The organism is Microbacterium foliorum, assembly GCF_003367705.1.
Taxonomy (GTDB): domain Bacteria; phylum Actinomycetota; class Actinomycetes; order Actinomycetales; family Microbacteriaceae; genus Microbacterium; species Microbacterium foliorum.
Genome location: NZ_CP031425.1, coordinates 2,895,866 through 2,919,517, shown reverse-complemented (window position 1 = coordinate 2,919,517; position 23,652 = coordinate 2,895,866). Strand labels below are relative to the sequence as shown.

The 23,652-nt window shown below is 69.2% G+C and carries 22 protein-coding genes; 7 read left to right on the top strand and 15 right to left on the bottom strand.

Annotated features, from left to right (window positions below):
- Nucleotides 1-23: 23 nt before the first annotated feature.
- Genes DXT68_RS13885 through DXT68_RS13875 form a run of 3 tightly spaced genes read right to left on the bottom strand, consistent with a single transcriptional unit; the run spans nucleotide 24 to nucleotide 3,152 of the window.
- Nucleotides 24-896: a carbohydrate ABC transporter permease gene (locus DXT68_RS13885; RefSeq protein ID WP_045254118.1), complete on the bottom strand. Its 873-nt coding sequence runs from the start codon at nucleotides 894-896 to the stop codon at nucleotides 24-26.
- Nucleotides 893-1,876 (bottom strand): carbohydrate ABC transporter permease, encoded by a 984-nt coding sequence (locus DXT68_RS13880; protein WP_045254117.1) that lies wholly within the window; start codon nucleotides 1,874-1,876, stop codon nucleotides 893-895. The genes DXT68_RS13885 and DXT68_RS13880 overlap by 4 nt, the downstream gene beginning before the upstream one ends.
- A complete protein-coding gene (locus tag DXT68_RS13875) occupies nucleotides 1,857-3,152 on the bottom strand; it encodes an ABC transporter substrate-binding protein (RefSeq protein WP_045254116.1) in 1,296 nt (431 codons plus the stop codon). Before DXT68_RS13875 ends, DXT68_RS13880 begins: the two co-directional genes overlap by 20 nt.
- 167 nt (nucleotides 3,153-3,319) lie before the next feature.
- Here DXT68_RS13875 and DXT68_RS13870 point away from each other — a divergent pair, with 167 nt between their 5' ends.
- Nucleotides 3,320-4,321 carry a LacI family DNA-binding transcriptional regulator gene (locus DXT68_RS13870; RefSeq protein WP_045254115.1) on the top strand — a complete coding sequence of 334 codons (1,002 nt, stop codon included), beginning with the start codon at nucleotides 3,320-3,322 and terminating at the stop codon, nucleotides 4,319-4,321.
- Here the strand turns inward: DXT68_RS13870 and DXT68_RS13865 are convergent.
- From DXT68_RS13865 to DXT68_RS13850, 4 genes are read right to left on the bottom strand one after another with little or no spacing between them, the layout of a single operon-like run.
- On the bottom strand, nucleotides 4,266-5,144 hold the full coding sequence (locus DXT68_RS13865; protein ID WP_045254114.1) for a PaaX family transcriptional regulator: 879 nt from the start codon (nucleotides 5,142-5,144) through the stop codon (nucleotides 4,266-4,268). The two genes, DXT68_RS13870 and DXT68_RS13865, sit on opposite strands and share 56 nt — an antisense overlap.
- Nucleotides 5,134-6,387, bottom strand: a complete 1,254-nt coding sequence (locus DXT68_RS13860; RefSeq protein ID WP_045254113.1) for a kynureninase — start codon at nucleotides 6,385-6,387, stop codon at nucleotides 5,134-5,136. Before DXT68_RS13860 ends, DXT68_RS13865 begins: the two co-directional genes overlap by 11 nt.
- Nucleotide 6,388: 1 nt before the next feature.
- Entirely contained in the window at nucleotides 6,389-7,510 is a 1,122-nt protein-coding gene (locus tag DXT68_RS13855) for an amidohydrolase family protein (protein ID WP_045254112.1), read from the bottom strand.
- Nucleotides 7,510-8,364: a tryptophan 2,3-dioxygenase gene (locus DXT68_RS13850; protein WP_045254111.1), complete on the bottom strand. Its 855-nt coding sequence runs from the start codon at nucleotides 8,362-8,364 to the stop codon at nucleotides 7,510-7,512. Before DXT68_RS13850 ends, DXT68_RS13855 begins: the two co-directional genes overlap by 1 nt.
- A gap of 118 nt (nucleotides 8,365-8,482) precedes the next feature.
- On the opposite strand from DXT68_RS13850, the gene DXT68_RS13845 reads away from it, so the two are divergent.
- Entirely contained in the window at nucleotides 8,483-9,988 is a 1,506-nt protein-coding gene (locus tag DXT68_RS13845) for a glutamate-cysteine ligase family protein (RefSeq protein WP_045254110.1), read from the top strand.
- 58 nt (nucleotides 9,989-10,046) lie between these two features.
- Here the strand turns inward: DXT68_RS13845 and DXT68_RS13840 are convergent, their stop codons facing one another.
- Genes DXT68_RS13840 through DXT68_RS13830 form a run of 3 tightly spaced genes read right to left on the bottom strand, consistent with a single transcriptional unit; the run spans nucleotide 10,047 to nucleotide 13,021 of the window.
- A complete protein-coding gene (locus DXT68_RS13840) occupies nucleotides 10,047-10,238 on the bottom strand; it encodes a hypothetical protein (protein ID WP_045254109.1) in 192 nt (63 codons plus the stop codon).
- Between the two features lie 30 nt (nucleotides 10,239-10,268).
- The gene (locus tag DXT68_RS13835; RefSeq protein WP_045254108.1) at nucleotides 10,269-11,984 is read right to left on the bottom strand and encodes an amidase; all 1,716 of its coding nucleotides are present in this window, start codon (nucleotides 11,982-11,984) and stop codon (nucleotides 10,269-10,271) included.
- On the bottom strand, nucleotides 11,981-13,021 hold the full coding sequence (locus DXT68_RS13830) for an agmatine deiminase family protein (RefSeq protein WP_045254107.1): 1,041 nt from the start codon (nucleotides 13,019-13,021) through the stop codon (nucleotides 11,981-11,983). The genes DXT68_RS13835 and DXT68_RS13830 overlap by 4 nt, the downstream gene beginning before the upstream one ends.
- Before the next feature lie 93 nt (nucleotides 13,022-13,114).
- On the opposite strand from DXT68_RS13830, the gene DXT68_RS13825 reads away from it, so the two are divergent.
- Together DXT68_RS13825 and DXT68_RS13820 are read left to right on the top strand one after the other, a co-directional pair.
- Nucleotides 13,115-13,786, top strand: a complete 672-nt coding sequence (locus DXT68_RS13825; protein WP_045254106.1) for a TetR/AcrR family transcriptional regulator — start codon at nucleotides 13,115-13,117, stop codon at nucleotides 13,784-13,786.
- Nucleotides 13,787-13,795: 9 nt separating this feature from the next.
- Entirely contained in the window at nucleotides 13,796-15,169 is a 1,374-nt protein-coding gene (locus DXT68_RS13820) for a pyridoxal phosphate-dependent decarboxylase family protein (protein WP_045254105.1), read from the top strand.
- A gap of 105 nt (nucleotides 15,170-15,274) precedes the next feature.
- Here the strand turns inward: DXT68_RS13820 and DXT68_RS13815 are convergent, their stop codons facing one another.
- Nucleotides 15,275-16,330, bottom strand: a complete 1,056-nt coding sequence (locus tag DXT68_RS13815) for an alpha/beta hydrolase (RefSeq protein ID WP_045254104.1) — start codon at nucleotides 16,328-16,330, stop codon at nucleotides 15,275-15,277.
- A 78-nt stretch (nucleotides 16,331-16,408) separates the two neighbouring features.
- Here DXT68_RS13815 and DXT68_RS13810 point away from each other — a divergent pair, with 78 nt between their 5' ends.
- Both DXT68_RS13810 and DXT68_RS13805 read left to right on the top strand, forming a co-directional pair.
- On the top strand, nucleotides 16,409-17,074 hold the full coding sequence (locus DXT68_RS13810; protein WP_167541594.1) for a TetR/AcrR family transcriptional regulator: 666 nt from the start codon (nucleotides 16,409-16,411) through the stop codon (nucleotides 17,072-17,074).
- Nucleotides 17,074-18,765 carry an MDR family MFS transporter gene (locus tag DXT68_RS13805; protein ID WP_045254103.1) on the top strand — a complete coding sequence of 564 codons (1,692 nt, stop codon included), beginning with the start codon at nucleotides 17,074-17,076 and terminating at the stop codon, nucleotides 18,763-18,765. Before DXT68_RS13810 ends, DXT68_RS13805 begins: the two co-directional genes overlap by 1 nt.
- 63 nt (nucleotides 18,766-18,828) lie before the next feature.
- Here DXT68_RS13805 and DXT68_RS13800 read toward each other — a convergent pair whose 3' ends face one another.
- The gene (locus DXT68_RS13800) at nucleotides 18,829-19,353 is read right to left on the bottom strand and encodes a TetR/AcrR family transcriptional regulator (protein ID WP_045254102.1); all 525 of its coding nucleotides are present in this window, start codon (nucleotides 19,351-19,353) and stop codon (nucleotides 18,829-18,831) included.
- 80 nt (nucleotides 19,354-19,433) lie between these two features.
- Between DXT68_RS13800 and DXT68_RS13795 the strand changes: the two genes are divergently transcribed.
- Nucleotides 19,434-20,144 carry an MBL fold metallo-hydrolase gene (locus DXT68_RS13795; protein WP_045254101.1) on the top strand — a complete coding sequence of 237 codons (711 nt, stop codon included), beginning with the start codon at nucleotides 19,434-19,436 and terminating at the stop codon, nucleotides 20,142-20,144.
- Between the two features lie 126 nt (nucleotides 20,145-20,270).
- On the opposite strand, the gene DXT68_RS13790 is transcribed toward DXT68_RS13795, so the two are convergent.
- Genes DXT68_RS13790 through DXT68_RS13780 form a run of 3 tightly spaced genes read right to left on the bottom strand, consistent with a single transcriptional unit; the run spans nucleotide 20,271 to nucleotide 23,610 of the window.
- Nucleotides 20,271-20,846, bottom strand: coding sequence for a cysteine hydrolase family protein (locus DXT68_RS13790; protein ID WP_045254100.1), 576 nt, complete (start codon nucleotides 20,844-20,846; stop codon nucleotides 20,271-20,273).
- Entirely contained in the window at nucleotides 20,843-22,288 is a 1,446-nt protein-coding gene (locus DXT68_RS13785; protein ID WP_045254099.1) for a purine-cytosine permease family protein, read from the bottom strand. The genes DXT68_RS13790 and DXT68_RS13785 overlap by 4 nt, the downstream gene beginning before the upstream one ends.
- A 35-nt stretch (nucleotides 22,289-22,323) precedes the next feature.
- Entirely contained in the window at nucleotides 22,324-23,610 is a 1,287-nt protein-coding gene (locus tag DXT68_RS13780; RefSeq protein ID WP_045254098.1) for a M18 family aminopeptidase, read from the bottom strand.
- Between the last annotated feature and the right edge of the window lie 42 nt (nucleotides 23,611-23,652).

The window sequence follows — 23,652 nt, the reverse complement described above, 5'->3', positions numbered from 1 at the left end:
CGGCGATCGCGCGCTCGACGGGATCAGCCCTTGACGGCACCGGTGAGCCCTCCGACGATGCGCCGCTCGAACAGGCTGAAGAAGATCAGCGCGGGGATCATCGACAGCGACGTGAAGGCGAGCACCTTCGCGGTGTCGACGGAGTACTGCGACGCGAACGACTGCACTCCGAGCGGCAGGGTGAAGGTCGCGGCGTCGTTGAGGATGAACAGCGGCAGCAGGTAGCCGTTCCAGCTGCCGATGAAGGCCAGGATGCCGGTCGTGATGACCCCCGGCAGCGACAGGGGCAGAACCATCCGCCAGAAGAAGCCGATGCGACTGCAGCCGTCGATGAACGCCGCCTCCTGGATCTCGTCGGGGATCGCTCGCAGGAACGGCACCAGGATGATGATCGTCGTGGGCAGAGCGAAGGCGATCTGGGGCAGGATCACGCCGCCGAGGGAGTTCATCAGCCCGAGGCTGCGCACCACGATGTACAGCGGGGTGATCGCCACGGTCAACGGGAACATCAGTCCGGCGGCGAAGAACGCGTAGAGCACTCCTCGGCCCGCGAACCGGTACCGGGCCAGCACGTACGCCGCCATCAGGCCCAGCGCGACCACGCCGACGGTCGTCGCGAGCGCGACGATCGTGGAGTTCAGCACCTGGCGCCAGAAGATCCCGCCGGTGAGCACGTCGAGGTAGTTCCCGATGGCCCATGGCTGGGGCAGGCCCGCAGGATCCGTGGTGATCTGCGCGTTCGTGCGGAACCCGCCGACGATGATGTAGGCGATCGGCGCGAGCATCAGGCCCACGGCGATCAGCGCCACGAAGTACACCGTGGGGTTCGCCCAGGGCAGCCGCGGCCTGGACGCGCGTCCGGGACGCTGGGTGACGAGCACCGAGGTGGCGGTCATCGGACGGACTCCTTCTCGATTTCCGGCGCGACCGGCGCGTCGGGGGTCGTGCGCGTGCGGGCCCGACCCGACGCTCCGGTGAGCGCGCCGTCGGTGTCCTTGCGGAGCACCGCGCGCTGATAGATGAGGGCGACCACGAGCGAGATCAGGAACAGCACCACGGCGACCGCGTTGCCGTAGCCGAAGTTGCCGGCGTTGCGTCCCTCCGAGACCATGTACGTCGCCATGGTCGAGGTGCCGGCGGTCGAGGCGATGTACTGCCCCCAGATGATGTACACGAGGTCGAACAGCTGCAGCGAGCCGATGATCGACAGGAACGCCCAGATGCGCAGCGTCGGGGCGAGCAGCGGCAGCGTGATCTGCCACTGGATCTGCCAATAGGACGCACCGTCGATGGCCGCGGCCTCGTGCAGCTCCTCGGGGATGCCCTGGAGACCTGCGAGGAAGAGGATGACGGCGAATCCGACATACTTCCACGTGATGATCGCCATCAGGGTCCAGATCGCGATGTCGGGGTTCGAGAGCCAGTCCGCGGCGAGGAACCCCAGACCGATCTTCTCGAGCAGGGCGTTGAACGCGCCGTTCGTCTGCAGCATCAGGCTCCAGCCGGTGCCCACCACCACCTCGGAGATCACGTACGGGACGAAGATCAGCACCCGGATGAGCGACTGTCCGCGCATCCGCCGGTTCAGCAGCAGAGCCAGCGCGATGGCCGCAGGCCCCTGCAGCACCAGGGACAGGACGAGGATGAACCCGTTGTGCGCGAGTGCGTCGAGGAACAGCGGGTCCTGCACGATCGTGAGGTAGTTCTTCAGGCCGACGAAATCGGTCGGCGGCCCGTATCCCTGCCAGCTGAAGAAGCCGTAGAACGCGGCCATCAGCACGGGGAAGATCACGAACGCGAGGAAGACGACCAGGGCGGGCCCGGCCAGAAGGATCACTTCCAGCCGGGCTCCTGCCTCACGCCTTCGCCGCGGCATCCTGAACGGCCTTGACGATGTCCTCCGGGGATCCCTGACCGGCGAGCATGGTGACGACGGCGACGTTCAGCGCGTTTCCGACGTTCTGCCCGTAGACGGTGTCGAGCCACTGGGTCGCGTAGGGGGCGGAGTTGTACGCCTCGAGGATGGACTGCAGGTAGGGCTCGGTGACAGCCTCCTGGGCGACGGTGTTGACCGGCGGTGCGTTGAACGCCTTGTAGTACGCCGTCTGCACATCGGAGGTGCCGAGGTAGTTGAGGAAGTCGACGCACGCGTCGGGCGCATCGACCGAGCAGGAGAAGCCGTCGACGCCGCCCATCATCGAGCCGGGCTCGCCCTCGCCGCCCTCGATCTCGGGGAACGGGAACCAGCTGAGATCGGCCAGCGGCTTCTCGTCGGGGGTCAGCGAGGCGATGACTCCGGGGTTCCATGCGCCCATCAGCTCCATCGCCGCCTGGTGGTTCGCGACCAGGCCGGCCGAGCTGCCTGCACCCTGCTGCGCAGGAGTAGTGAGGAATCCCGAGTTGAACGGCTCCGTGGCGGCGAAGGACTCCAGGTCCTCTCCGGCTCGGATCCAGCAGTCGTCGCTGAAGTCCATCTTGTCCGCGGCGGCGGCGAGGGTGTCGGAGCTGCACTCGCGCAGCGCCAGCCAGTAGTACCAGTGCGCCGCAGGCCACGCATCCTTCGCGCCGAGGGCGATCGGATCGATGCCTGCGGTCTTGAGGGCGGCGGTCGTCTTCTCCAGGTCGTCGAGCGTGGTCGGATTCTCGGTGATGCCCGCCTCGTCGAACAGATCCTGGCTGTAGAAGAGCCCACCGGGCAGCACGGCGACCGGCATGGCGTAGATCTTGCCGTCGAGGCTGTTGGCGGAGTAGGCGGCGTCCGGGATCTCCTCCGCGGCTGCGCCCGTGATCTCGTCGGTGAGGTCCTTGAGCTGTCCGGCCTTCACCATCGCGGCCATCTTGCCGCCGCCGCGCTGCAGGAAGATGTCGGGGGCGTCGCCGGAGTTCAGCGCGGTCTGCAGCTTGCCGTCGAGGTCCTCGTTCTGCACGGACTGGATCTCGATCGAGACCCCGGGGTTGTCGGCCTCGAAGTCGGCGACCGTCTTCTCCCAGAACTCCACACCGGGGCCGGTGGTCGAGTTGTGCCAGAGGGTCATGCTGGTGTCGCCGCCGTCGCCGGTGCCCGACGCGTCTGCCGTGCAGCCCGAGAGGGCGAGCGCTCCCACGGCCAGGACGGTGACCGCGGAGGCGAGGGGGAGCCTTCTGCTGTTCATGTGATCGTTCTCCTCATCGAGAGTTGCGCACCGCGTCGCTGCGGGCGTCTGCGGACACTCGGGGGTGAGACCGCAGTGGGATGCAGTCTTCTGCTGTCCTGGAAAGGCGTCAAACGTTTTCGAAAACAGTTTCCATGCGGGGGTGCTCGCGGCTACGCTGGCGTCTCATGGGGGCTCGCACCACGATCCACGACGTCGCTCGGGCCGCCGGGGTGTCGGTGTCGACGGTGTCGAAAGCGGTGAACGGCCGATACGGCATCGCCGACGCCACCGTGCAGCGGGTCCTCGACGCGGTGAAGGCTCTGGGGTACGAATCGAGTCTCGTCGCGAGCAGCATGCGGGCGCGTCGCACCGGAGTCATCGGCGTGCTTCTGGCCGACTTCGAGCCGTTCAGCGCCGAGATCCTCAAGGGCGTCGGCACCGCCGTGCACGACACGGCCTTCGACCTGCTCGCCTACAGCGGGTCGCATCTCGGCGCGGGCGACGGCTGGGAGCGACGCTCGTTGAGCCGGCTCTCGGGCACGCTCATCGACGCCGCGATCCTCGTCACCCCGACCGTGGTCAGCGCGGGGACCGAGATCCCGGTGGTCGCGATCGACCCGCACACGGGGCGCGCCGATCTTCCGACAGTGGAATCCGACAGCTTCGGCGGCGCGCTCGCGGCGACCACCCATCTGATCGGTCTCGGACATCGCCGCATCGGCTTCCTCGCCGGGCGGCCCGACCTGCGCTCGGCCGGACTGCGAGATGCCGGATACCGGCGGGCTCTGGCCGACGCCGGCATCGGCCTCGACCCGTCGCTCATCGGCATCGGCCGCTACGAACTGGACGCGACGAGGGAGTCCGCACGGGTGATGCTCAGCGCGACCGATCGCCCGACGGCGATCTTCGCGGCCAACGACCTGTCGGCGATCGCGGTGATCGACGTCGCCCACGAGCTCGGACTGCGCGTGCCCGCGGATCTGTCGGTGATCGGCTTCGACGACGTGCCCGAGGCCACCCGTCGTGCGCTTCCGCTGACCACGATCCAGCAGCCGATGCGCCGGCTGGGCGCGGTGGCGGCCGAGATGGTGTTCACGCTGCTGTCGGGTCAGGCGATCGACGAGATGAACGTCATCCTGCCGACGCGTCTCGTGGTGCGGGCGACGACGGCGCCGCCGTCGCGGTGACCTCGCGCACGCGCTGCCAGGCGGCATCGGCCAGCGCTGCGGACAGCCGGGTGAACTCCGCGACGCTCGCGCCGCCGGGCCAGTCCTCCGGCAGCATCGACGGCGGCAGGCCGGGGTCGAGATAGGGCAGCACCCGCCAGCTGTCGATCAGGCGCACGTACCCCGCGAAGGGGTCGTCGGGGAGCGCGGTGAGCGCGGAACGGAAGGTGAGATGCTCGGCGCGCAGCGCGTCGAGATCCCACCAGGCCGCAGCGGCCTCGCGCGGCGTGCCCGCCATGACCGGACTGTGGGCCTGGAACAGCGTCACCCAGGGGTGCGCGTCGAGATCGGCGACGATCTGCCAGGCCTCATCCTGCAGATGGCCGGGGCAGATCCAGAGAGCGGATGACACCACCCCCGCGCCGATCCAGTGCAGCCGACGGCGCAGCTGATGGCGCACGCCGCGGGCGCTCTCCGGGATCGAGAACGAGATGAGGCACCAGCTGTCGGCATCCGTCATCTCCCGCATCTCGAAGATGCGGCGGTCGCCCCGTTCCAGCATCGTCGTGGCCGCCGGGTTCAGCCGATACCCGACGGCATGCCGCCGCTCGGCCAGCAGCAGGCCCTTCTGCTTGAGTCGAGTGATGCCGGTGCGGGCCTGCGCCGCGGGGATGCCGAGGTCGTCGGCGAGCACGATCAGATCGGCCGTCGACACCCAGCCGCCGAGCGGACGCAGGTACAGCCCGATCAGCGTGCGCAGCAGCGAGGCGGTGCTGCCGGGACGCGCATCGATGTCGTCGAGCACCGTCTCGTCGCGGAGCCGACGGTCGGGGTCAGCGCTCATGCGACTCCAGGGCATCGCGCACCGCGAGTACGCCGGTGACCGTCTCGACGTGCGAGGTGCTCAGCGGCGACAGCCCCAGGCGGATGCCGTCGGGAAAACGGAAGTCCGGGATGATGCCCTGCGCCCACAGCCGCTGCGTCACGGCGCGGAAGTCGGGGTGCCCGATCGTGACGTGCCCGCCGCGCAGGGCGGAATCCCGGGGGCTCAACAGGCGCACGCCGAGGGTGGCGAGAACCTCGTCATAGGCGCGGACGGCGAGGTCGGTCAGCGAGACGGACTTCTCACGGACGCGCTCGATCGTCGATTGCTCGAGGAGGTCGAGCATCCCCTGCATGGCGAGCATCGACGTGATCGGCGGTGTGCCGCTGAGCAGCTGGCGGATGTCGCCCGCCGCCACGTACTCGGGGCCCATCGCGAAGATGTCCGCCGCGCTCCACCAGCCCTGGATCGGCTGCCGCAGCACGCCCTGATGGTCATGGCGCAGGTAGGCGAACGCGGGGGAGCCGGGGCCGCCGTTCAAGTACTTGTACGTGCATCCGACGGCCATGTCGACGCCCCAGGCGTCGAGCTGCATCGGGATGACGCCGGCCGAGTGGCAGAGGTCCCACATCATCAGCGCGCCGACCCCGTGCACAGCTGCGGTGATGCCGGGCATGTCGGCGAGCGCCCCGGAGCGGTAGTCGACGTGGCTGAGCGACACGAGCGCCGTGCGCTCGGAGATCGTGTCGAGCACGTCGGCGATCTGCACTCCGTGCATGGGGTCGGGTTCGATCCACCGCACGGTCATCCCCGTCTCGGCCGCGACGCCGGCGGCCAGGAACCGGTCGGTGGGGAAGTTCCCCGCCTCGATCACGAGCTCGGTGCGGGTGGGGTCGGCGGTGGCGGCGGCCCGCATCAGCTTGTAGATCAGCACGCTGGTCGAGTCGGCGACGACGGTCTGGCCCGGTGCGGCGCCGAGGGTGGCGCCGCCGATCCGGTCGCCGAGCTCCATCGGCAGCGCCATCCACTGCTCGTCCCACGAGCGGATCAGCCGCGTGCCCCAGTCGTCGCGTGCGAAGGCGGCGAGCTTCTCGGGGATGTCGCGCAACGGACGGCCGAGGGAGTTGCCGTCGAGGTACGCGTCGACCCCCGGGGCATCGGCGAACGCGTCGAGGTGCGCGCGCAGCGGGTCGGCGGCGTCGAGGGCTCGGGCTTGCTCGAGAAGTGCGGTGTCGATGCGGGCGGAATCGCGGGAGTCGGTCATATCAGGCCTTCAGATCGGCGGGGGTGAGCGGGCGGGCGAGTATCGGATCGGCATCGAGGCCGGGTAGGCGCAGCAGCACGGATTCGGGGTCGCGGGGGTCCTGCGGAGCGAGGGCGCGCAGCAGGTCGTCGCCGTCGATGCCCGCGTCACGGAGGGCATCGAGCTCGGCCGGGTTCAGCCCGACCGGTGTGGGGCCGTTGCCCATGTCGGTGCCGTAGAGCACCGTGCCGCCGGCGGCGTGGAAGCGTCGGACGTTGTCGGTCGCCGTGGCGAGCGCGTCGCCGTCATGGATCGAGAGCGTCGAGATCCAGGCGACGGATGCGGCCTGCGCCGCGATCTCGGAGTCGTCGAGATGTTCGGTGAACGGGGCGTGTGCGAGCCGGGTGGCGTCGAGGCGCGCCGCGCGCTGGGCCTCGCCGGCGCCCTGGGCATGGGCGACGACGGGCAGTCCGCGGGCGGAGGCGGCGTCGACGATCGTGCGGAACAGGACGTCAGTGAAGACGGGGCCGGCCTCGGCGTTGCTCGCGACCTTGATGCAGGATGCTCCGGCATCCGCCATCTCGGCGACTGCCGCGTGCGCCGTCTCGGCGTCCGCGATCTCGCGGAATGATCCCGCAGGTGCCCAGTCGCGGTGCGACGGATACCCGCCGACCGGTGTGAGGAACGCACCCGCGAAGTCGATCGCGACGGGGTGGGCGGCGCGTTTCGTCTCGCTCCGCTCGCTCAACGAGCGGGTGCTGTCGCCCTCCCGCTCGTCGAGCGCGTGGGCGTCCGTGTCGTCGAGACCCCGCTCGTTGAGCGCGCGGGCGTCCGTGTCGTCGAGACCCCGCTCGTTGAGCGAGGGAGCGCCAGCGACCGAGACGAAACGCGCTGCGGCCAGTGCGGAGATGGCCGCCGGGTTCGCGCCGAGGTCGACCACGCGGCCGAGCGTCGAACTGCCGAGCAGGGTGTGGTCGACGAGCTGCAGGTGCACGTGGTGGTCGGTGAATCCGCCGATGACCCCGCCATCGAGACGGGGTGTTCCCGGCGCGGGACGCTCGTCGCGCAGCAGCATCCGTCCGTCGATCAGCTCGACGAGGCCTTCGCGCCATCCTTCGCCGTCGAAGAAGGTCGCGGCGTTCATCAGCGGCCGATCTCGGTGCGCACGGTGTAGAGCTCGGGGAAGAACGTCAGATCGAGAGCGCGTTGCAGGAACCCCACGCCGCTCGAACCCCCGGTGCCGACCTTCATGCCGATCGTGCGGGCGACGGTCTTGAGGTGGCGGAAGCGCCAGAACTGGAAGTTGTCTTCGAGGTCGACGAGGTCTTCGCAGGCCTCGTAGAGGTCCCAGTGCTGCTGGTGGTTCTGGTAGATCTCGCGGATCGCAGGCACGAGTTCGGGTGTCTCGCGGTAGGGGAGGCGCACGTCGCGATCGAGGATCTCGGCGGGGATCGGCAGCCCGCGTCGCGAGGCGTAGCGCAGGAACTCGTCGTAGAGCGTCGGAGCGTGCCACTCGGCGGTGAGCAGCGCGAGGTTGGCGGGGTGGTCGCTGAACACGCTCAGCATCTTCTCGTTCTTGTTGCCGAGCGCGAACTCGACGGCGCGGTACTGCACGGACTGGAAGCCCGAGGAGTTGCCGAGCGCGCCGCGGAACTGCGCGTACTCGGTCGGTGTGAGCGTCGCGAGAATCGCCCACTGCTGGGTCATGACGTCCTGGATGCGCTTGACGCGCGCGACGCGCTTCAGGGCCTCGCGCAGATCGTCGCTGGCGAGGAGCTCGCGGGCGGATGACAGCTCGTGCAGCAGCTGCTTGAGCCACAGCTCGGTGGTCTGGTGCTGGATGATGAACAGCAGCTCGTCGTGGTGCTCGGGCACGCTGACCGGGTTCTGCGCGGTGAGCAGCTGGTCGAGTGACAGGTAAGACCCGTAGGTCATCCGGCCGGACAGATCTGTGACGATGCCGGCCTCGAGCTCGCGCTCGTTGTTCTCGGTGCTCATGGGTCGCTTCCTGTGGTGACGGACAGGACGAACATATAACAATCGTGTCGAGCGTCACAATCATGAAATATGGAAAGCCTTCCTCGACGGGTGGTCATCCGGTGGATACCGTCGGCGTATGGGCGACAGCATCGAGGCGCGGACTTTCACGCGCCAGGACCGTACGCAGTTCCGTGCCAAGGCCGAGCGGTGTCTCGAGGCCTTGGCGTCCATGCTGGCGGATGGCCGATTCTCGGCCGTGGATGCCCCCGACTCGCAGCTCGGTCTGGAGATCGAGCTGAACCTGGTCGACGAGCAGGGCGCACCGGCGCGGGGCAATGACGCGGTGCTCGACGCGATCTCCTCGCCGGCGTTCCAGACCGAGCTCGCGCGCTTCAACGTCGAGATCAATGTGGCACCGCGGCCGATCGGAGGCGCACATCTCCAGCAGCTCGAGACCGTGCTGCGCGGCTCGCTCGATGTCGCCGACAGTCGGGCGCAGTCGGCCGGGAGCAGCCTGGCCATGATCGGGATGCTTCCGACGCTCGACGAGACGCACTTCACCGAGCGCTGGTTCTCGGCAGACCCTCGATACAGCCTGCTCGGTCAGCAGATCCTCTCGGCGCGGGGCGAGGACATCGAGCTGCAGCTCGACGGCGTCGCGCTGGACGAGGAGCGACCGGCCGAACGGCTCTCGATGGTCTGCGACACGATCCTGCCCGAAGCCGCCTGCACCTCCGTGCAGCTGCATCTGCAGGTCGCCCCCGAGTCGTTCGCGGCCTACTGGAACGCGGCGCAGGCGATCGCCGGCGTGCAGGTGGCGCTCGCGGCGAACTCCCCGTTCTTCGCGGGCAAGGCGCTGTGGCACGAGACGCGGATCCCGATGTTCGAGCAGGCGACCGACACCAGGCCGCAGGAGCTGAAGAATCAGGGCGTGCGCCCCCGCGTCTGGTTCGGCGAGCGATGGGTGACATCGATCTTCGACCTCTTCGAGGAGAATTCGCGGTACTTCCCGGCACTGCTGCCGGTGTGCGCGGAGGAGGATCCCCTCGAGGCGCTGGCCGAGGGGCGTGCGCCGGAGCTCGCCGAGCTGCGCATGCACAACGGCACCGTGTATCGCTGGAACCGCCCGGTCTACGACGTCGAGAGCGGGACCGCACATCTGCGTCTCGAGAACAGGGTGCTGCCGGCGGGGCCGAGCGTCGTCGACGTGGTGGCGGATGCCGCGTTCTACTACGGCCTCGTGCGCAGCATGGCCGAGGCGGACCGTCCGATCTGGACGCAGATGACCTTCGACGCCGCGGCCGAGAACCTGCAGGCCGCGGCGCGCGGCGGCATCGACTCGCGGCTGTACTGGCCGGAGGTCGGCGGGATCAGCCCGAGAGAGCTGGTGCTGCGACGGCTGCTGCCCGCGGCGGCCGAGGGGCTGGACGCCTACGGCGTCGACCCCGAGGTGCGGGACCGGTATCTCGGCATCATCGAGCAGCGATGCCTCACCGGTCGCAACGGCGCCGTCTGGCAGCGGCAGAACGTCGCGGCTCGCGAGCGCGCCGGCGCGTCACGGCGCGACGCGCTGCACGGCATGCTCGCGGACTACCGGGAGCGCGCGCAGGCGGGCGAACCTGTGCACACCTGGACGCACTGACGCCCGCCCAGAACGGAAAGACGAACAGCACGAAAGGAATCGCTCCGTCGTCGATGGGTCAGAGCAGACCGTGGGGCAGGGTGTCGCGCTGGTGCTTGCGCACATAGGTTCGCTCGCTGCGACCCGCGTGGATCACGGTCAGGCGCTCGACCATGACGCGGATCAGCAGGTTGATACCCGCCACGATGAACCAGGCGAGCGCGAACAGCGCGGGACCGAACAGGATGTAGAAGATCAGCCCGCTGTCCATGCGCTCAGAGTAGACCCATGCCCGAGAGCGTCACAGCCTCGGCGTGCGCGGCGGAGGCGTGCGCCGCGCGCCGGGTGCTCCGATCGCCTCGAACGCCGCAGCGAGACGCAGCAACGCGGAGTCGTCGTAGGCGCGCCCTGCGAAGGTGAGGCCGATCGGCATGCCGATGTCGCTCATGAGGCCCATGGGCACCGTGACAGTCGGGATGCCGAGGTGGCGCACGGTGAGGTTGCCGTTGGCGATCCACGTGCCGTTGCGCCAGCCGAGGTCGGCGGAGGCATCGTTCACGTCCATGTCCGCGGGCCCCACGTCGGCGACGGCCGGAAAGACGACGGCGTCGAGCTCGTGCTCGTCCATCCACTCCTCGAGGTCGACGCGACGGGTCTCTTCCAGCCCGCGCAGTCCGTCGGGGAGCTCGGCCATGTCCTCGAATCCGACGCCCGGATTCGCACGCACCCAGCCCGGGTGCTCGGCGATGTCGTCATCGAACCCGGTGTAGCGGTCGGGGAGTGCTCCGTCGGGATGCGGGAAGATCGATGCGCCGTCGACCTGCGCGAGCGTGTGCAGCTGCGGGTCGCCGTTCGCCTGCAGGAAGTCCTCCCATCCCCACGCCGACAGGTCGACGATCTCGCGCCGCAGGTAGGCCGGCGACACGAGTCCGCGCGTCGCGATGGTGGGGGCGCCCGCTCGGTCGCCCTCGTAGTTCGACACCACGGGGAAGTCGACCTCGACCACCGTCGCTCCGGCGGCCTCGAGGTCGCGGCGAGCCGCCTCCCAGCGCTCGATCACCGAGGCACGGGTCTCGATGCGGTGCCCCGTGGGGCCGCCGATGCCGGGCGCGTCGGCGGTGCCGGCTTCCGGATCCGCGTTGATGTACATGCGCGGGATGCCGATGCGCACGCCGCGGAGGGCAGCCGTCGCGTCGGCCGACAGCGCCGGATACGACTCGGGGCGCACCTCGGAGGACACGGGCAGGGTCACCCACGGCTGCGCGCGCCAGAAGTCGCCGCGCACCTCGGCATCGTCGGCGACGATCACGTCGAGCACCTCGAGCAGGTCGGCCATGGTGCGCGCATGCGGCACGACGACGTCCATGGTCGGCACGAGCGGCCAGTTGCCGCGGGTGGAGATCACTCCGCGGGAGGGCGTATAGGCGCAGAGGGCGTTGTTCGTGGCGGGACCACGACCACTCGACCAGGTCTCCTCACCGAGACCGAAAGCCCCGAAGCTCGCCGCCGTCGCGGTGCCCGACCCGTTCGACGACCCCGATGCGAAGGGTGCGGTGAGGAACTCGGGGTTGTACGGACTCTCGGCGCGGCCGTAGACACCGCGTTGCATGCCGCCGTTCGCCATCGGGGGCATGTTGGTCAGCCCCAGGCAGACGGCCCCGCCCGCACGCAGTCGCTCGATCGTGAACGCGTCGCGCTGGGCGACCAGCTCGGCGAAGGCGGGGCTTCCGGCGGCGGCCGTGAGTCCGCGTACCAGGTAGCTGTCCTTCGCGGTGTAGGGGATGCCGTCGAGCGGCCCGAGCACCGCTCCGCGCGCACGCCGGGCATCGGACGCCTCGGCCTCGGCGGGTGCGTCGGGATTCGCGACCACGACCGCGTTCAGCGCCGTCACGGTATCGGGCCCGTCATAGGCCGCGATGCGCGCCAGGTACGCGTCGACGAGGTCGACGGCGGTGGCCTCGCCGGTCTCGAGCGCTCGCCGCAGATCGGCGATGGAGGCCTCGACGACATCGATCATGAGGCACCGCCGATGCGCGGCTGCTGCTGGGTGATGCAGTGGATGCCGCCGCCTCGGTCGAACAGGGGGCGCGCGTCGACGGTGACGACACGTCGCCCGGGGTAGGCGTCGGCGAGGAGCTCCCTGGCCGCCGCATCGGCCGTCGCGTCGCCGAAGCCGCAGGCGACCACGCCGTCGTTCGTCACCAGGTGATTGACGTAGCTCCAGTCGACCGGGCCCTCGTCGTCGCGCAGGGTCGACGGAGCCGGGAGGTTGATGATCTCGAACGCGCGGCCGGCGGCATCCGTCTGCTGTGCGAGATGTGCGCGCAGCTCGCGGGACACGGCATGATCGGGGTGGTCGGGGTTCTGCTGGTCGTGCAGCAGCAGTCGGCCCGGGGAGGCGATCGTGGCGACGATGTCGACGTGCCCGTTCGTGCCGAAGTCGTCGTAGTCGCGGGTGAGTCCGCGAGGCAGCCACACGGCCGTCGTCGCGCCGATCGTGCGGGCCATCTCGGCCTCGACGCGCTGCCGGTCGGCGAAGGGGTTGCGTCGAGGGTCGAGCTGCACCGTCTCGGTGAGCAGCACGGTGCCCTCGCCGTCGACATGGATGCCCCCGCCCTCGTTGACCAGGGTCGAGCTCACCAGCTCGGCACCGACCGCACCCGCGACGATGCGCGCGTGCTGTGCCGCCTTCTGCCAGCGCGCCCAGGCGGGGGCGCCCCAGCCGTTGAAGATCCAGTCGACCGCGCCGAGCACGCCCGGACGTTCGTCGTCGACCACGAAGGTGGGGCCGGAGTCCCGCATCCAGAACTCGTCGACCGGCGCCTCGACGATGTCGACGGCGCGGCTCAGCATGCGCCGGGCGCGGGAGACCTCGGCCGGATCGACGATCATCGTGACGGGTTCGAACTCGGCCACCGCGTGCGCGACCTCGGTCCAGGTCGCGTAGCCCTCGTCGCGTTCGGACGCCGTCTCGCCCAGCGTCGGCCCCTCGGCGGGGAACGCCATCCAGGTGCGGTCGTGCGGTGCCGTCTCTGCGGGCATGTGCCAGGCCATGATTCGTCTCCCTCGCTGCTGATCCCTCTCTCGAGGCTGCGGAGCCGTGATCGCTATTGAACACGTGATCAACGAGTGATACGGTAGTCCGTGATGAAGACCACGTCAAGAGCCCCCGCACCTCGCCGGCTCCCTCCCGAGCAGCGCGAGCGCTCGATCCTCGACGGTGCCGTCTCGCTCGCCGGCGAGAGCGGACTCGAGGCGCTCACGGTGCGCGCCGTCGCCGCCAGGGTCGGGGTCACGCCTGCGCTCGTGGCCCACTACCGCCCGGTCATGGAGTCCTTCGTCGCCGAGGTCTTCACGACGATCGTCTCGGCCGAGCGCGACGAGGTCATCGCCTCGTACGACGACGGCGTCGACCTGCGCACCAACCTGCTGCGGCTCATCGAGACGCTGCTCGACGACTCCCGCGACGACGTCGCCATGGTGTGGGTGCAGTCGTGGGCGCTCGGCGCCCGCAATGAGGCGCTCGGTGCGCGGGTGCGCGCCGAGATGGACCTCTGGCACAGCGCGCTCGAAGACCTGATCGCCCGCGCCGCCGCCGAGGCCGCCGACATCACGGTCGACCCGGCCTCCTCCGCGTGGATGCTGCTGGCCATGGTCGACGGAATGAGCGCGCACTCGCTGGTGCACTGGGCGCCTCGTGACCGCACCGATCTCGCCCGCCGCACTCTGGCCGCCGTGCTCGACGCCCCGTCCACGTCCACACCCACATCCACATCCACGACCTCCGCACCGACATCGCCCGCACGAACCCACAGTTAGGGACAGCTCATGGGAGCAGAACGCATGCACGCGGCCTCGGCCGAATCGACGGCGATCGTCGACGCCGTGCTCGACTACTCGCGACGACGGATGCTCGCGGCCGACGTGCCGCTCGACAAACCGCAGTCCCCGGCCGAGCTCAACCGGCTGGTCGGCACCACCATCACCGACGGCGGTCTCGGATCGCAGCGAGCCCTCAGCGTGTTCGAGCACATCCTCGCGCCCGCGTGCCTGACGACGAGCCACCCGTCGTACCTGTCGTTCATCCCCACCGCGCCGACGATCGCCTCGATCGCGTTCGACCTGGTGGTCTCGGCATCCGGCCTCTACGGAGGCAGCTGGCTCGAGGGCGCGGGCGCCGTGCATGCCGAGAACGAGGTGCTGTCGTTCCTCGCCTCCGAGTTCGGGCTGCCCGACACGGCCGGCGGCGTCTTCGTGCAGGGCGGCACGATCGGCAACCTGTCGGCGCTGGTCGCGGCACGGGAGGCCGCGAAGGCCGCACTGCGCGACGCGGGCAAGGAGCTGCCGCGTCGGTGGAAGATCGTCTGCAGTGTCGAGGCGCACTCCTCGAACAAGTCGGCTGCGAAGGTCATGGACGCCGATGTGGTGCTCGTGCCCGCCGGCCCCGACGGCGTGCTGCGAGCGGATGCCGTGCGCGAGGCCCTGCGCGAGCACGGCGACGAGATCTGCGCGGTGGTGGCGACCGGCGGATCGACCAACTTCGGCATCGTCGACGACATCGCCGGCATCGCCGCGCTCAAGGACGAGTTCGACTTCTGGCTGCACATCGATGGGGCCTACGGGCTCACCGCGATGCTGGCTCCCGAGGCGCGGGGCGTCTTCGCCGGTGTCGAGCGCGCCGACTCGGTGATCGTCGATCCGCACAAGTGGCTGTTCGCGCCGTTCGATTGCTGTGCGCTGATCTACCGCGATCCCGACGCCGGGCGCCGCGCGCACACGCAGCATGCCGAATACCTCGACACTCTCACGGATGCGGGGGACTTCAGCCCGTCCGACTACTCGATCCAGCTAACGCGCCGCCCGCGCGGACTGCCGCTCTGGTTCTCTCTCGCGACCTACGGCGTCACCGCCTACCGCGAGGCCGTGAGCGCGACGCTCGCTCTCACCCAGCACATCGCCGCCGAGATCGCCGCGCGTCCCGAACTGCGTCTCGTGCGCGATCCGCAGCTGTCGGTCGTCGTGTTCGAGCGTGAGGGATGGGAGCGCGCCGACTACGACCGCTGGTCCGACGAGCTGCTCGACTCGCAGCGCGCGTTCGTGGTGCCGAGTTCGCACGGCGGACGTCCGAACACCCGCTTCGCGATCCTCAATCCGCTCACGACGTTCGACGACCTGGTGGGCATCCTCGACACCATGAAGTGAGACGGCCGCGCCCGATCTGCGGACCCTGCCCCGAACAGCGGAGGGACCTCTTCAGTTCGGCCGTCACGTGGGGCAACATCCGCAGATCGGGTCACCACGCCGCGCTCAGCGGGTGGTGTGCGTGTTCAGGAAGTCGATGGTCTTCTGCAGGGCGGTCTGCGCATCCGGCAGGTCGAGATGGAACTGGTACTCGTGGGGCAGCTTCGGCTCGTGCGGGGCGGGCCAGAACAGGGTCGTCACGTCCACCCCGAGTTCGTCCAGGCGCTTCGCCATCGGGATCGACTGCAGCCACGTGAGTCCGTCTCCGTTTCCTCCCGAGATATACGTCGTCGGGAAGTCGGCCGTGACCCAGTCGATCGTCGACATGGTGGACCCCGTCGAATCCTCGGCCCAGGTCTTCGTGCCCGAGTACGCCCACATCGACGTCTTGAGCCCCCAGCCGGCGATGCCGTCGAGCCGGGCGAGGGCGGCGAGGTCGTAGACGCCGCAGTTCAGCACGGTCGCCACCACCTGATCCTTCGTGAGCGCGGGGGTGATGTCGAGGATCTCGGCGTAGTCGGGGCTCGTCATGAGCGTCGCCATCTGGCTGGCGAGCTGGCCGCCGGCCGAGTCTCCCGCGAGCACGATCTGGTTCGGATCGACGCCCAGGTCGTCGGCGTGCTCGTCGATGTAGGCGAGCGCGTCGTTGATCTGGTGCACCGCGAGGGGATACACGCCTTCCGGTCCGATCGTGTAGTTGACGGCGATGGTCGTGTATCCCTCGCCGGCGAGGATGCGCAGGTACGGATCGACGTTCTCCTTCTCTCCGGAGATCCACGCGCCGCCGTGGATCCAGACCACGGTGGGCAGGGGGCCGGTGGAGGATGCCGGGGTGAAGACGTCCATCGTGGTGTCGGCGCCGTCATCGGCGTAGGCGACATCGAGCTGCTCGGTGAGCTTCGTGTCAGGCACATGCCTGTCCATCTCGGCAGCGGTCTCGTCGCCGCCCTTCGTGAAGACGGCCCGGATCAGCATGGCGGACGGCCAGGGCGTGATCGCGCCGACGGTGGCGATCACCGCGGTGACGGCCACCAGGAGGCCGACGGTGATCTTCGTCCGGCGCCACGGGCGGCGGGCCTTCTTCGGGTGCTCGGACTCTTCGGCGTGCGCGCTGCTGTTCACTGGAACCCCTCCCTGGACATCAGTGTGCCAGTACTTCTTCCAGTGCACTCCAAGGTTCAGAGTGCAATATTGCACTCTATGAATGACAGTGCAGGTTCGTTGCGAGATCTTCGCAAGCGCGAGACCATCCGCTCTTTGACCGACATCGCGCGACGGCTCACGGTCGATCACGGATTCTCGGGGTTCACGGTCGAGGACGTATGCGCCGAGGCGGGGATCTCCCGCCGCACGTTCTTCAACTACTTCGAGAGCAAGGAGAACGCGGTCTTCGGCTTCACCGAGATCGATCCGCGCCTGCTCGAACTGGAGGAGGAGTTCGTGATGATGGAGGGCGATCTGCTCGACGACTTCGTGGCGATCATGCTCCGCAGATGGGCCCTGCTCGACCCGCTGTCGGATGCGCCGGCGCTGATGTCGGTCATCGAGAACGAACCGCGCCTGCTGCGAGGTGCCTTCGAGCGCCTGGCCGAGAACGAGCGCCGCGATGTCGCGCTCATCGTCCGCCGTGAGGGGGAGAGCGAGATGCTGCGCGCCGAGGTCGTCGTGCACATGACCGGCGCGCTCGTGCGCATGGCCGTGGATCAGCTCCTCCACCACCATTCCACCGAGTCCATCGAAGACCTCGTCCTTCGACGGCTCGACGTCGCTCGTGCCGCGTTCGCGACAGCGCCGGCCCCCGCATCCGCCTCTCTCCCCGCATCCGCCCAGAACTCTGCACCGACTTCTGCCCCGAAAGAAGACTGATGTCCGCCACCACCACCCAGGACGCGCCGTTCCTGCTCACCAAGCGCCGCATCTGGATCATCTTCAGCGCCCTCATCGCCGGGATGCTGCTGTCCAGCCTCGACCAGACGATCGTCTCGACCGCCATGCCGACCATCGTCGGCGAGCTCGGCGGCGTCGATCACCAGGTCTGGATCACCACCGCCTACCTGCTCGCCACCACGATCGTGATGCCGATCTACGGCAAGTTCGGCGACGTCCTCGGGCGCCGCACCCTGTTCCTCGTCGCGATCGCCCTCTTCACGCTCGCCTCCGTCGGCTGCGCCTTCGCCGGCGACTTCTGGATGTTCGTGGTCTTCCGCGCACTGCAGGGGCTCGGCGGCGGCGGACTGATGATCCTCTCGCAGGCGATCATCGCCGACATCGTGCCCGCCAATGAGCGCGGCAAGTACATGGGGCCGCTCGGTGCCGTCTTCGGTCTCTCGGCAGTCGCCGGTCCGCTTCTCGGCGGATTCTTCGTCGACCACCTGACGTGGCAGTGGGCGTTCTACATCAACATCCCCGTCGGCATCGCCGCGTTCATCATCGCGCTCGTGGCCCTGAAGCTGCCGAGCAAGAAGGCCCAGAAGCCGATCGACATCTTCGGCGTGATCTTCCTCTCGATCGCCACGACCTGCCTCATCTTCTTCACCGACTTCGGCGGCGACAAGGAGTTCGGCTGGTCGTCGGTGGCCACGTGGGCGTGGGGCGCAGGATTGCTCGTCGCGGCGACCGCATTCGTGATCACCGAGTCGCGCGTGCAGGATCCGATCATCCCGCTGAGCCTGTTCCGCAATCCGATCTTCATCAACGCCACCGCCATCGGGCTCGTGCTCGGCATCGGGATGTTCGCTGCGATCGGGTTCGTGCCGACCTTCCTGCAGATGTCGTCCGGCACCTCGGCGGCCGAGTCCGGCCTGCTGATGATCCCGATGATGGTGGGTCTGATCGGCACCTCGATCTTCTCGGGAATCGCGATCTCGAAGACCGGGAAGTACAAGATCTACCCCATCATCGGCACGATCCTCACCGGCATCGCCATGGTCTCGATGACCACGCTGTCGGCGCAGACCCCCATCTGGTTGATCTGCGTCTTCCTGTTCGTGTTCGGCGCCGGGCTCGGCCTGATCATGCAGGTGGTCGTGCTGGTCGTGCAGAACGCGGTGCCCTCGAACGAGATCGGCACCGCGACGAGCACGAACAACTACTTCCGCGAGGTCGGTGCATCACTCGGCACCGCCGTGTTCGGCACGCTCTTCACGACGCGTCTGACCGAGAACCTCGTCGGGGTCTTCGCCGGCGCCGGAGCCTCCACCGACGATGCGGCCCAGTCGGCGGCGACGATCGACCCGGCCACCCTCAACGCGCTCCCGGACGAGGTGCGAGACGGCATCGTGACCGCGTATGCCGATGCTCTGGCGCCGGTGTTCTGGTACCTCGTGCCGTTCATCGTACTGGCGCTCGTACTCTCGCTGTTCCTGAAGCAGATCCCGCTCTCCGACCAGGCCGGTCTCGTGGCCCGTGGCGAGGCGATCTCGGGTGAAGAGGCGGAGCGGCTCGAGGCCGAGCAGCGGTTCGGGGCGGGCGCCGACGTGATGGTGACGACCACACGACCGAAGACGGCGACCGCAGACACCGACGACAGCGGTGACGACGAGCGGACGGATCGCTGACGGCATCCGCCGACGCTGACGGAGTCGGCCTCGTTCACTTCGGTGGGCGAGGCCGATCGCCGTTCATCCGGCCAGCCCCGCGAGGAGTCGCCGCAGGCCGTAGTCGAACGCCCGGTCGACGTCGCCGCCGAGCCGGAAGGCGCCCGACAGCTCCATCTGCAGGAATCCCGTCGCCCAGGCGGTGAAGAGCCGGGCGGCGTCGAGCGCGTCGTCCTCGCCGACGAGTGCCGTGGTCGCGCGGAGGAGCGGTGCGGCCGAGCGCTCGAGCGCCTCGTGCGGCGCGGCCGTGCTGAACATGAGGCGGAAGGCCTCGGGATGCTGCTGCGCGAAGCCGCGATACGCCTGCGCGATCTCGGTGAGGTCGGCGTCGGTCGCGTCGAGGCGTGCGGTGAGCTCGTCGATCGCGGACTCGGCGATGGCGGAGAGGAGCGCTTCGCGGTCGCGCACCCTCTTGTAGAGCGAGGGGGCGCGGACGCCGACCTTCGTGGCGACGGCCTGCATGGTGACGCTCGCGGGGCCGGTGGCGTCGAGGATCTCGCGGCCCGCGGCGATGATCGCTTCGAGCGAGGTCCGGTCGGGTGTCGGCATGGCATCTCCTTGATAGCTATTGACAATAGCCATGATAGCTACGTAACGTAGCCATCGCAAACATCCTGAGAGGATCCGCCATGAAGCTCGCACCGCACCTGCACCGACTCGGCAACGACATCGTCGCCTCGTACCTCATCGATCTGCCCGAGGGCATCACCCTGATCGACGCCGGCCTTCCCGGCCACTGGAACGACCTGCAGCGCGAACTCGCCACGCTCGGACGCCCGATGTCCGACATCCGCGGACTCGTGCTGACCCACGGCGACGGCGACCACATCGGATTCGCCGAGCGCCTGCGTCGAGAGGCCGGCGTGCCGGTGTTCATCCACGCCGCCGACGCCCACCGGGTGCGCACCGGCGAGAAGCCGAAGACGCCGATGGGGCCGGCCCGGATCGGACCCATGCTCGAGTTCCTCGCCTATGGCCTGCGCAAGAACGCGATGCGCACCCCGCATGTCTCCGAGGTCACGGAGGTCGCAGACGGAGACGTGCTCGACCTCCCCGGCTCGCCGGTCGTGATCGGGATGCCGGGGCATTCACCCGGCAGCATCGCGGTGCACGTGCCGGCCGCCGACGCCGTGTTCGTCGGCGATGCCCTGACGACGCGTCACGTGCTCACCGGGCGGACCGGCGCGCAGCCGGCGCCGTTCACCGACGAGCCTGCCGCCGCGCTCGCGTCGCTCGACCGTCTGGCCGCCGTCTCGGCATCCTGGGTGCTGCCGGGCCATGGCGCGCCGTGGCAGGGGTCGCCCGCCGACATCGCTGCGGCCGTGCGGGCGGCGGGCTGAACCAGGTCACGATCTGCGGAGGAGTTCACGTTTCGCGGACAGATTCGTCGGATCGGCCCGCTGATCGTGACACGGCCCGCTGATCGTGACAAGGCACGCCGATCGTCACGGGCACCTGCCGGCGGCTCACCGCTCGGCGCGCACCGCCGCGCTGTCGCTGATCGTGATCTGCGGCGGATACAGGCCCATGACCTGCAGCGCCGCGGCCTGATTCTCGGCGGTCGATCCCGCGCACGCGTCGGCGACGACCGTGACATGGGCTCCGGCATCCGCGGCGGCCAGCGCCGTCGAGATCACGCAGCAGTCCGTCGCGACACCGGTCAGCACGATGTGCGCGCCCTGCCCCACGATCGCCTCGATCTCGCGGCCCCACTTGCCGAACGTCGGCAGATCAAGGGTCGGATGCGGCGACAGGCCGACCGCATCGGGAACGAGGTCGAACAGCGGATCGTCCGGCGACTGATCGGCGAACGGCCACGCGGCGAAATACGCGCCCCACGAGGTGGTGCGGTCGGCCGTCGGCATCCATCGCGTCACGATCACCCGGTCGCCGAAGTGGTCGGCGAGCGCGCGGATGCGGGTCATCGCGTCGGCGAAGAACGGCGATCCCCAGGCAGAGTCCGCAGAGGCGAAGATCGCCTGCGGGTCGATCACGACGAGCCAGACGTCGCCGGCCGCGCGCCCCGCCGCGGCATCCGTCACGCGGTCTGCTCCTGACGCCGGATCTTCGCCGCCCGCGCGAAGTACGTGACGACGAACGACAGCACGAGGGCGAAGAAGACGCCGAGGTTGGCGTACGCCCAGTCGCCGTCGACACCGCCGACGAGGAACAGCAGATACCCCTGCCAGTTGTTCCAGGGTGCCGCGTCCGCGAAACCGTTGAGCACGAGGCCCCAGCCGATCACGCTGGTGACGACCATGGTGCCGATCGAGGTCCAGTCCCAGGCACCGTACCGTCCCCGGCTGTCGAACAGGGCGGACTCGTCGTAGTCCTTCCGGCGGCGCAGGATGTCGGCGATCAGGATGCCGGCCCACGAGGCCAGCGGAACGCCCAGCGTGATGAGGAAGCTCTGGAAGGGGCCGAGGAAGTCCGTGGCGAAGAACACGACGTAGATCGTGCCGATCGTGAGGATCACGCCGTCGATCGCTGCCGCGGACGGGCGGGGGATGCGGATGCCGAGACTCAACAGCGTGAGGCCCGAGGAGTAGATGCCGAGCACGGCGCCCGAGACGAGGGCGAGCACGGCGGTGAGCAGGAACGGCACGAGCACCCAGACCGGCAGGATCGTCGCGAGCGCGCCGATCGGGTCGGCCGCGATCGCGCTCATGAGCTCATCGTTCGAGCCCGCGAGCAGCAGCCCGAAGATCACGAGGATCACGGGTGCGACCGAGCCGCCGATCGTGTTCCAGGCGACGATCGCTCCATCGGATGCGGTGCGCTTCTGATAGCGCGACCAGTCGGCGGCGATGTTGATCCAGCCGAGGCCGAACCCGGTCATCACCATGACGAGCGCGCCGATCACCTGGCCGATGCCGCCGTCGGGGCGAGCCATGACCGTCGCGATGTCGATCGTCGGGGCGGCGAGCACGATGTACAGCACCGTCACGGCGCCGGTGACCCAGGTGAGCACCGACTGCATCCGCATGATCGTGTGATACCCGAGTACGGACGCGGCGACGATCAGTGCCGCGACGATGAGCGCGGCGGTGATCTTCAGGGCGATGCTCTCACCGTCGCCGCCGAGCTGCGTGATGATCGTCGCGGTCGCCAGCACGGCCGTGATCGCGAGGAACGTCTCCCATCCGATCGAGGTCAGCCACGAGACGATGCCCGGCACCTTCTGCCCCTGCACGCCGAAGGCGGCGCGCGAGAGGACCATGGTGGGGGCGGAGCCGCGCTTGCCGGCGATGGCGATGAGCCCGCAGAGCAGGAACGACACGACGATGCCGATGACCGACACGAGCGTCGCCTGCCAGAACGAGATGCCGAAGCCGAGCACGAACGATCCGTACGACATCCCGAACACCGACACGTTGGCCGCGAACCACGGCCAGAACAGGTCGCGCGGCGTGGCCGTGCGCTCGGATTCGGGGATGATCTCGATGCCCGCGCGCTCGATGAGAGCAGGCTTGATGTCCGTCATGTGCTCATCCTGGCACCGACGGGGCGGCAGAGGGGTCAGCCGGCGAAGAACGCCCCCGCGACGCGCGTGAGGTCATGGAGGTCCGAGACGCCGGCGAGCTCCCGCGCGGAGTGCATCGAGAGGATCGGGATGCCCACATCGACCGTGCGGATGCCGAGACGTGTCGCCGTGATCGGGCCGATGGTCGACCCGCACGGCACGTTGTTGTTCGACACGAACTCCTGTGTGACGACGTCGGCCGTGTCGCACCATGCGCTCCAGGCGGCGGAGCCGAGAGCATCCGTGGCATAGCGCTGGTTGGCGTTGAGCTTGAGGATCGGGCCGGAGCCGAGCACGGGCTGCACCACGGGGTCGTGCTTCTGCGCGTAGTTCGGGTGCACCGAGTGGCCGACATCGCTCGACAGGCACCACGATGAGGCCAGCGCGCGGCGGCGCTGCGACGAGTCGGCGTCGAGCGCGTCGTAGACGCGGCTCAGCACGTCGTCGAGGAAAGGTCCGGCAGCCCCCGACCGCGAGTTCGAGCCGAGCTCCTCGTGGTCGAAGGCCGCGAGCACCGCGATCGGGCCGGATTCGGCCGACCCCGCGCGCTCGAGGGCGACGACGCCGGCGTGCACCGAGGCGAGGTCGTCGAGGCGCCCGGAGGCGAAGAACGCATCGTCCCTGCCGAACACCGCACCGCGTGCGGAGTCGGCGATCATGACGTCGTATCCGCGGATGTCCGCCGCCGACACGTCGGCCGACGCGGCGAGCTCGGCCAGCACGTCGGCCTCCGACGCGTCGCCCAGCCCCCACACCGGCTGCGTCTCGGCCTGCTTGTCGAGAGCGAGGCCGTTGTTGTTGACGCCGCGGTCGAGGTGCACGGCGAGCTGCGGCAGGCGCAGCAGCGCGCCCGTGTCGGCCAGCACGACGCGGCCGTCGGCGAGGGCGAGGCGTCCGGCGAGGCGCAGCTCGCGGTCGAGCCAGGAGTTCAGCAGCGGACCGCCGTAGACCTCGACCGCGGCCTGCAGCCAGCCTCTCGATCCCGTGGTCGGCTGAGGCTTGAGCTTGAACCCGGGGGAGTCGGTGTGCGCGCCGAAGATGTGAGCGGGGGTGGTTGCGACCGCATCCGCCGGCAGGGTCCAGGCGATGGTCGCCCCGTCGCGCACGACGAGGTAGCGCCCGCCCGGTGTCACCTGCCAGGCATCTTCCTCCCGCAGCCGCTCGAAGCCGGCGTCCTTGAGGCGTCGGGCCGTCTCGGCGGCAGCGTGGTAGCTCGAGGGCGAGGCGGCGACGAAGTCGGCGAGATCCTCGGCATGGATGAGGGCGTCAGGGGTGACGGGCATGGTGCGGCCTTCCTGCAAGGGGCGGTGCTTCGATCGTAATCG

What these genes read in the sequence shown, in the direction of transcription:
- DXT68_RS13845 (WP_045254110.1), top strand. Translation starts at nt 8,483, where the DNA reads ATGGGCGACAGCATCGAGGCGCGGACTTTCACGCGCCAGGACCGTACG.
- DXT68_RS13885 (WP_045254118.1), bottom strand. Translation starts at nt 896, where the DNA reads ATGACCGCCACCTCGGTGCTCGTCACCCAGCGTCCCGGACGCGCGTCC.
- DXT68_RS13875 (WP_045254116.1), bottom strand. Translation starts at nt 3,152, where the DNA reads ATGAACAGCAGAAGGCTCCCCCTCGCCTCCGCGGTCACCGTCCTGGCC.
- DXT68_RS13860 (WP_045254113.1), bottom strand. Translation starts at nt 6,387, where the DNA reads ATGACCGACTCCCGCGATTCCGCCCGCATCGACACCGCACTTCTCGAG.
- DXT68_RS13850 (WP_045254111.1), bottom strand. Translation starts at nt 8,364, where the DNA reads ATGAGCACCGAGAACAACGAGCGCGAGCTCGAGGCCGGCATCGTCACA.
- DXT68_RS13810 (WP_167541594.1), top strand. Translation starts at nt 16,409, where the DNA reads ATGAATGACAGTGCAGGTTCGTTGCGAGATCTTCGCAAGCGCGAGACC.
- DXT68_RS13835 (WP_045254108.1), bottom strand. Translation starts at nt 11,984, where the DNA reads ATGATCGATGTCGTCGAGGCCTCCATCGCCGATCTGCGGCGAGCGCTC.
- DXT68_RS13840 (WP_045254109.1), bottom strand. Translation starts at nt 10,238, where the DNA reads ATGGACAGCGGGCTGATCTTCTACATCCTGTTCGGTCCCGCGCTGTTC.
- DXT68_RS13820 (WP_045254105.1), top strand. Translation starts at nt 13,796, where the DNA reads ATGGGAGCAGAACGCATGCACGCGGCCTCGGCCGAATCGACGGCGATC.
- DXT68_RS13855 (WP_045254112.1), bottom strand. Translation starts at nt 7,510, where the DNA reads ATGAACGCCGCGACCTTCTTCGACGGCGAAGGATGGCGCGAAGGCCTC.
- DXT68_RS13825 (WP_045254106.1), top strand. Translation starts at nt 13,115, where the DNA reads ATGAAGACCACGTCAAGAGCCCCCGCACCTCGCCGGCTCCCTCCCGAG.
- DXT68_RS13780 (WP_045254098.1), bottom strand. Translation starts at nt 23,610, where the DNA reads ATGCCCGTCACCCCTGACGCCCTCATCCATGCCGAGGATCTCGCCGAC.
- DXT68_RS13880 (WP_045254117.1), bottom strand. Translation starts at nt 1,876, where the DNA reads ATGCCGCGGCGAAGGCGTGAGGCAGGAGCCCGGCTGGAAGTGATCCTT.
- DXT68_RS13785 (WP_045254099.1), bottom strand. Translation starts at nt 22,288, where the DNA reads ATGACGGACATCAAGCCTGCTCTCATCGAGCGCGCGGGCATCGAGATC.
- DXT68_RS13805 (WP_045254103.1), top strand. Translation starts at nt 17,074, where the DNA reads ATGTCCGCCACCACCACCCAGGACGCGCCGTTCCTGCTCACCAAGCGC.
- DXT68_RS13870 (WP_045254115.1), top strand. Translation starts at nt 3,320, where the DNA reads ATGGGGGCTCGCACCACGATCCACGACGTCGCTCGGGCCGCCGGGGTG.
- DXT68_RS13830 (WP_045254107.1), bottom strand. Translation starts at nt 13,021, where the DNA reads ATGGCCTGGCACATGCCCGCAGAGACGGCACCGCACGACCGCACCTGG.
- DXT68_RS13800 (WP_045254102.1), bottom strand. Translation starts at nt 19,353, where the DNA reads ATGCCGACACCCGACCGGACCTCGCTCGAAGCGATCATCGCCGCGGGC.
- DXT68_RS13795 (WP_045254101.1), top strand. Translation starts at nt 19,434, where the DNA reads ATGAAGCTCGCACCGCACCTGCACCGACTCGGCAACGACATCGTCGCC.
- DXT68_RS13865 (WP_045254114.1), bottom strand. Translation starts at nt 5,144, where the DNA reads ATGAGCGCTGACCCCGACCGTCGGCTCCGCGACGAGACGGTGCTCGAC.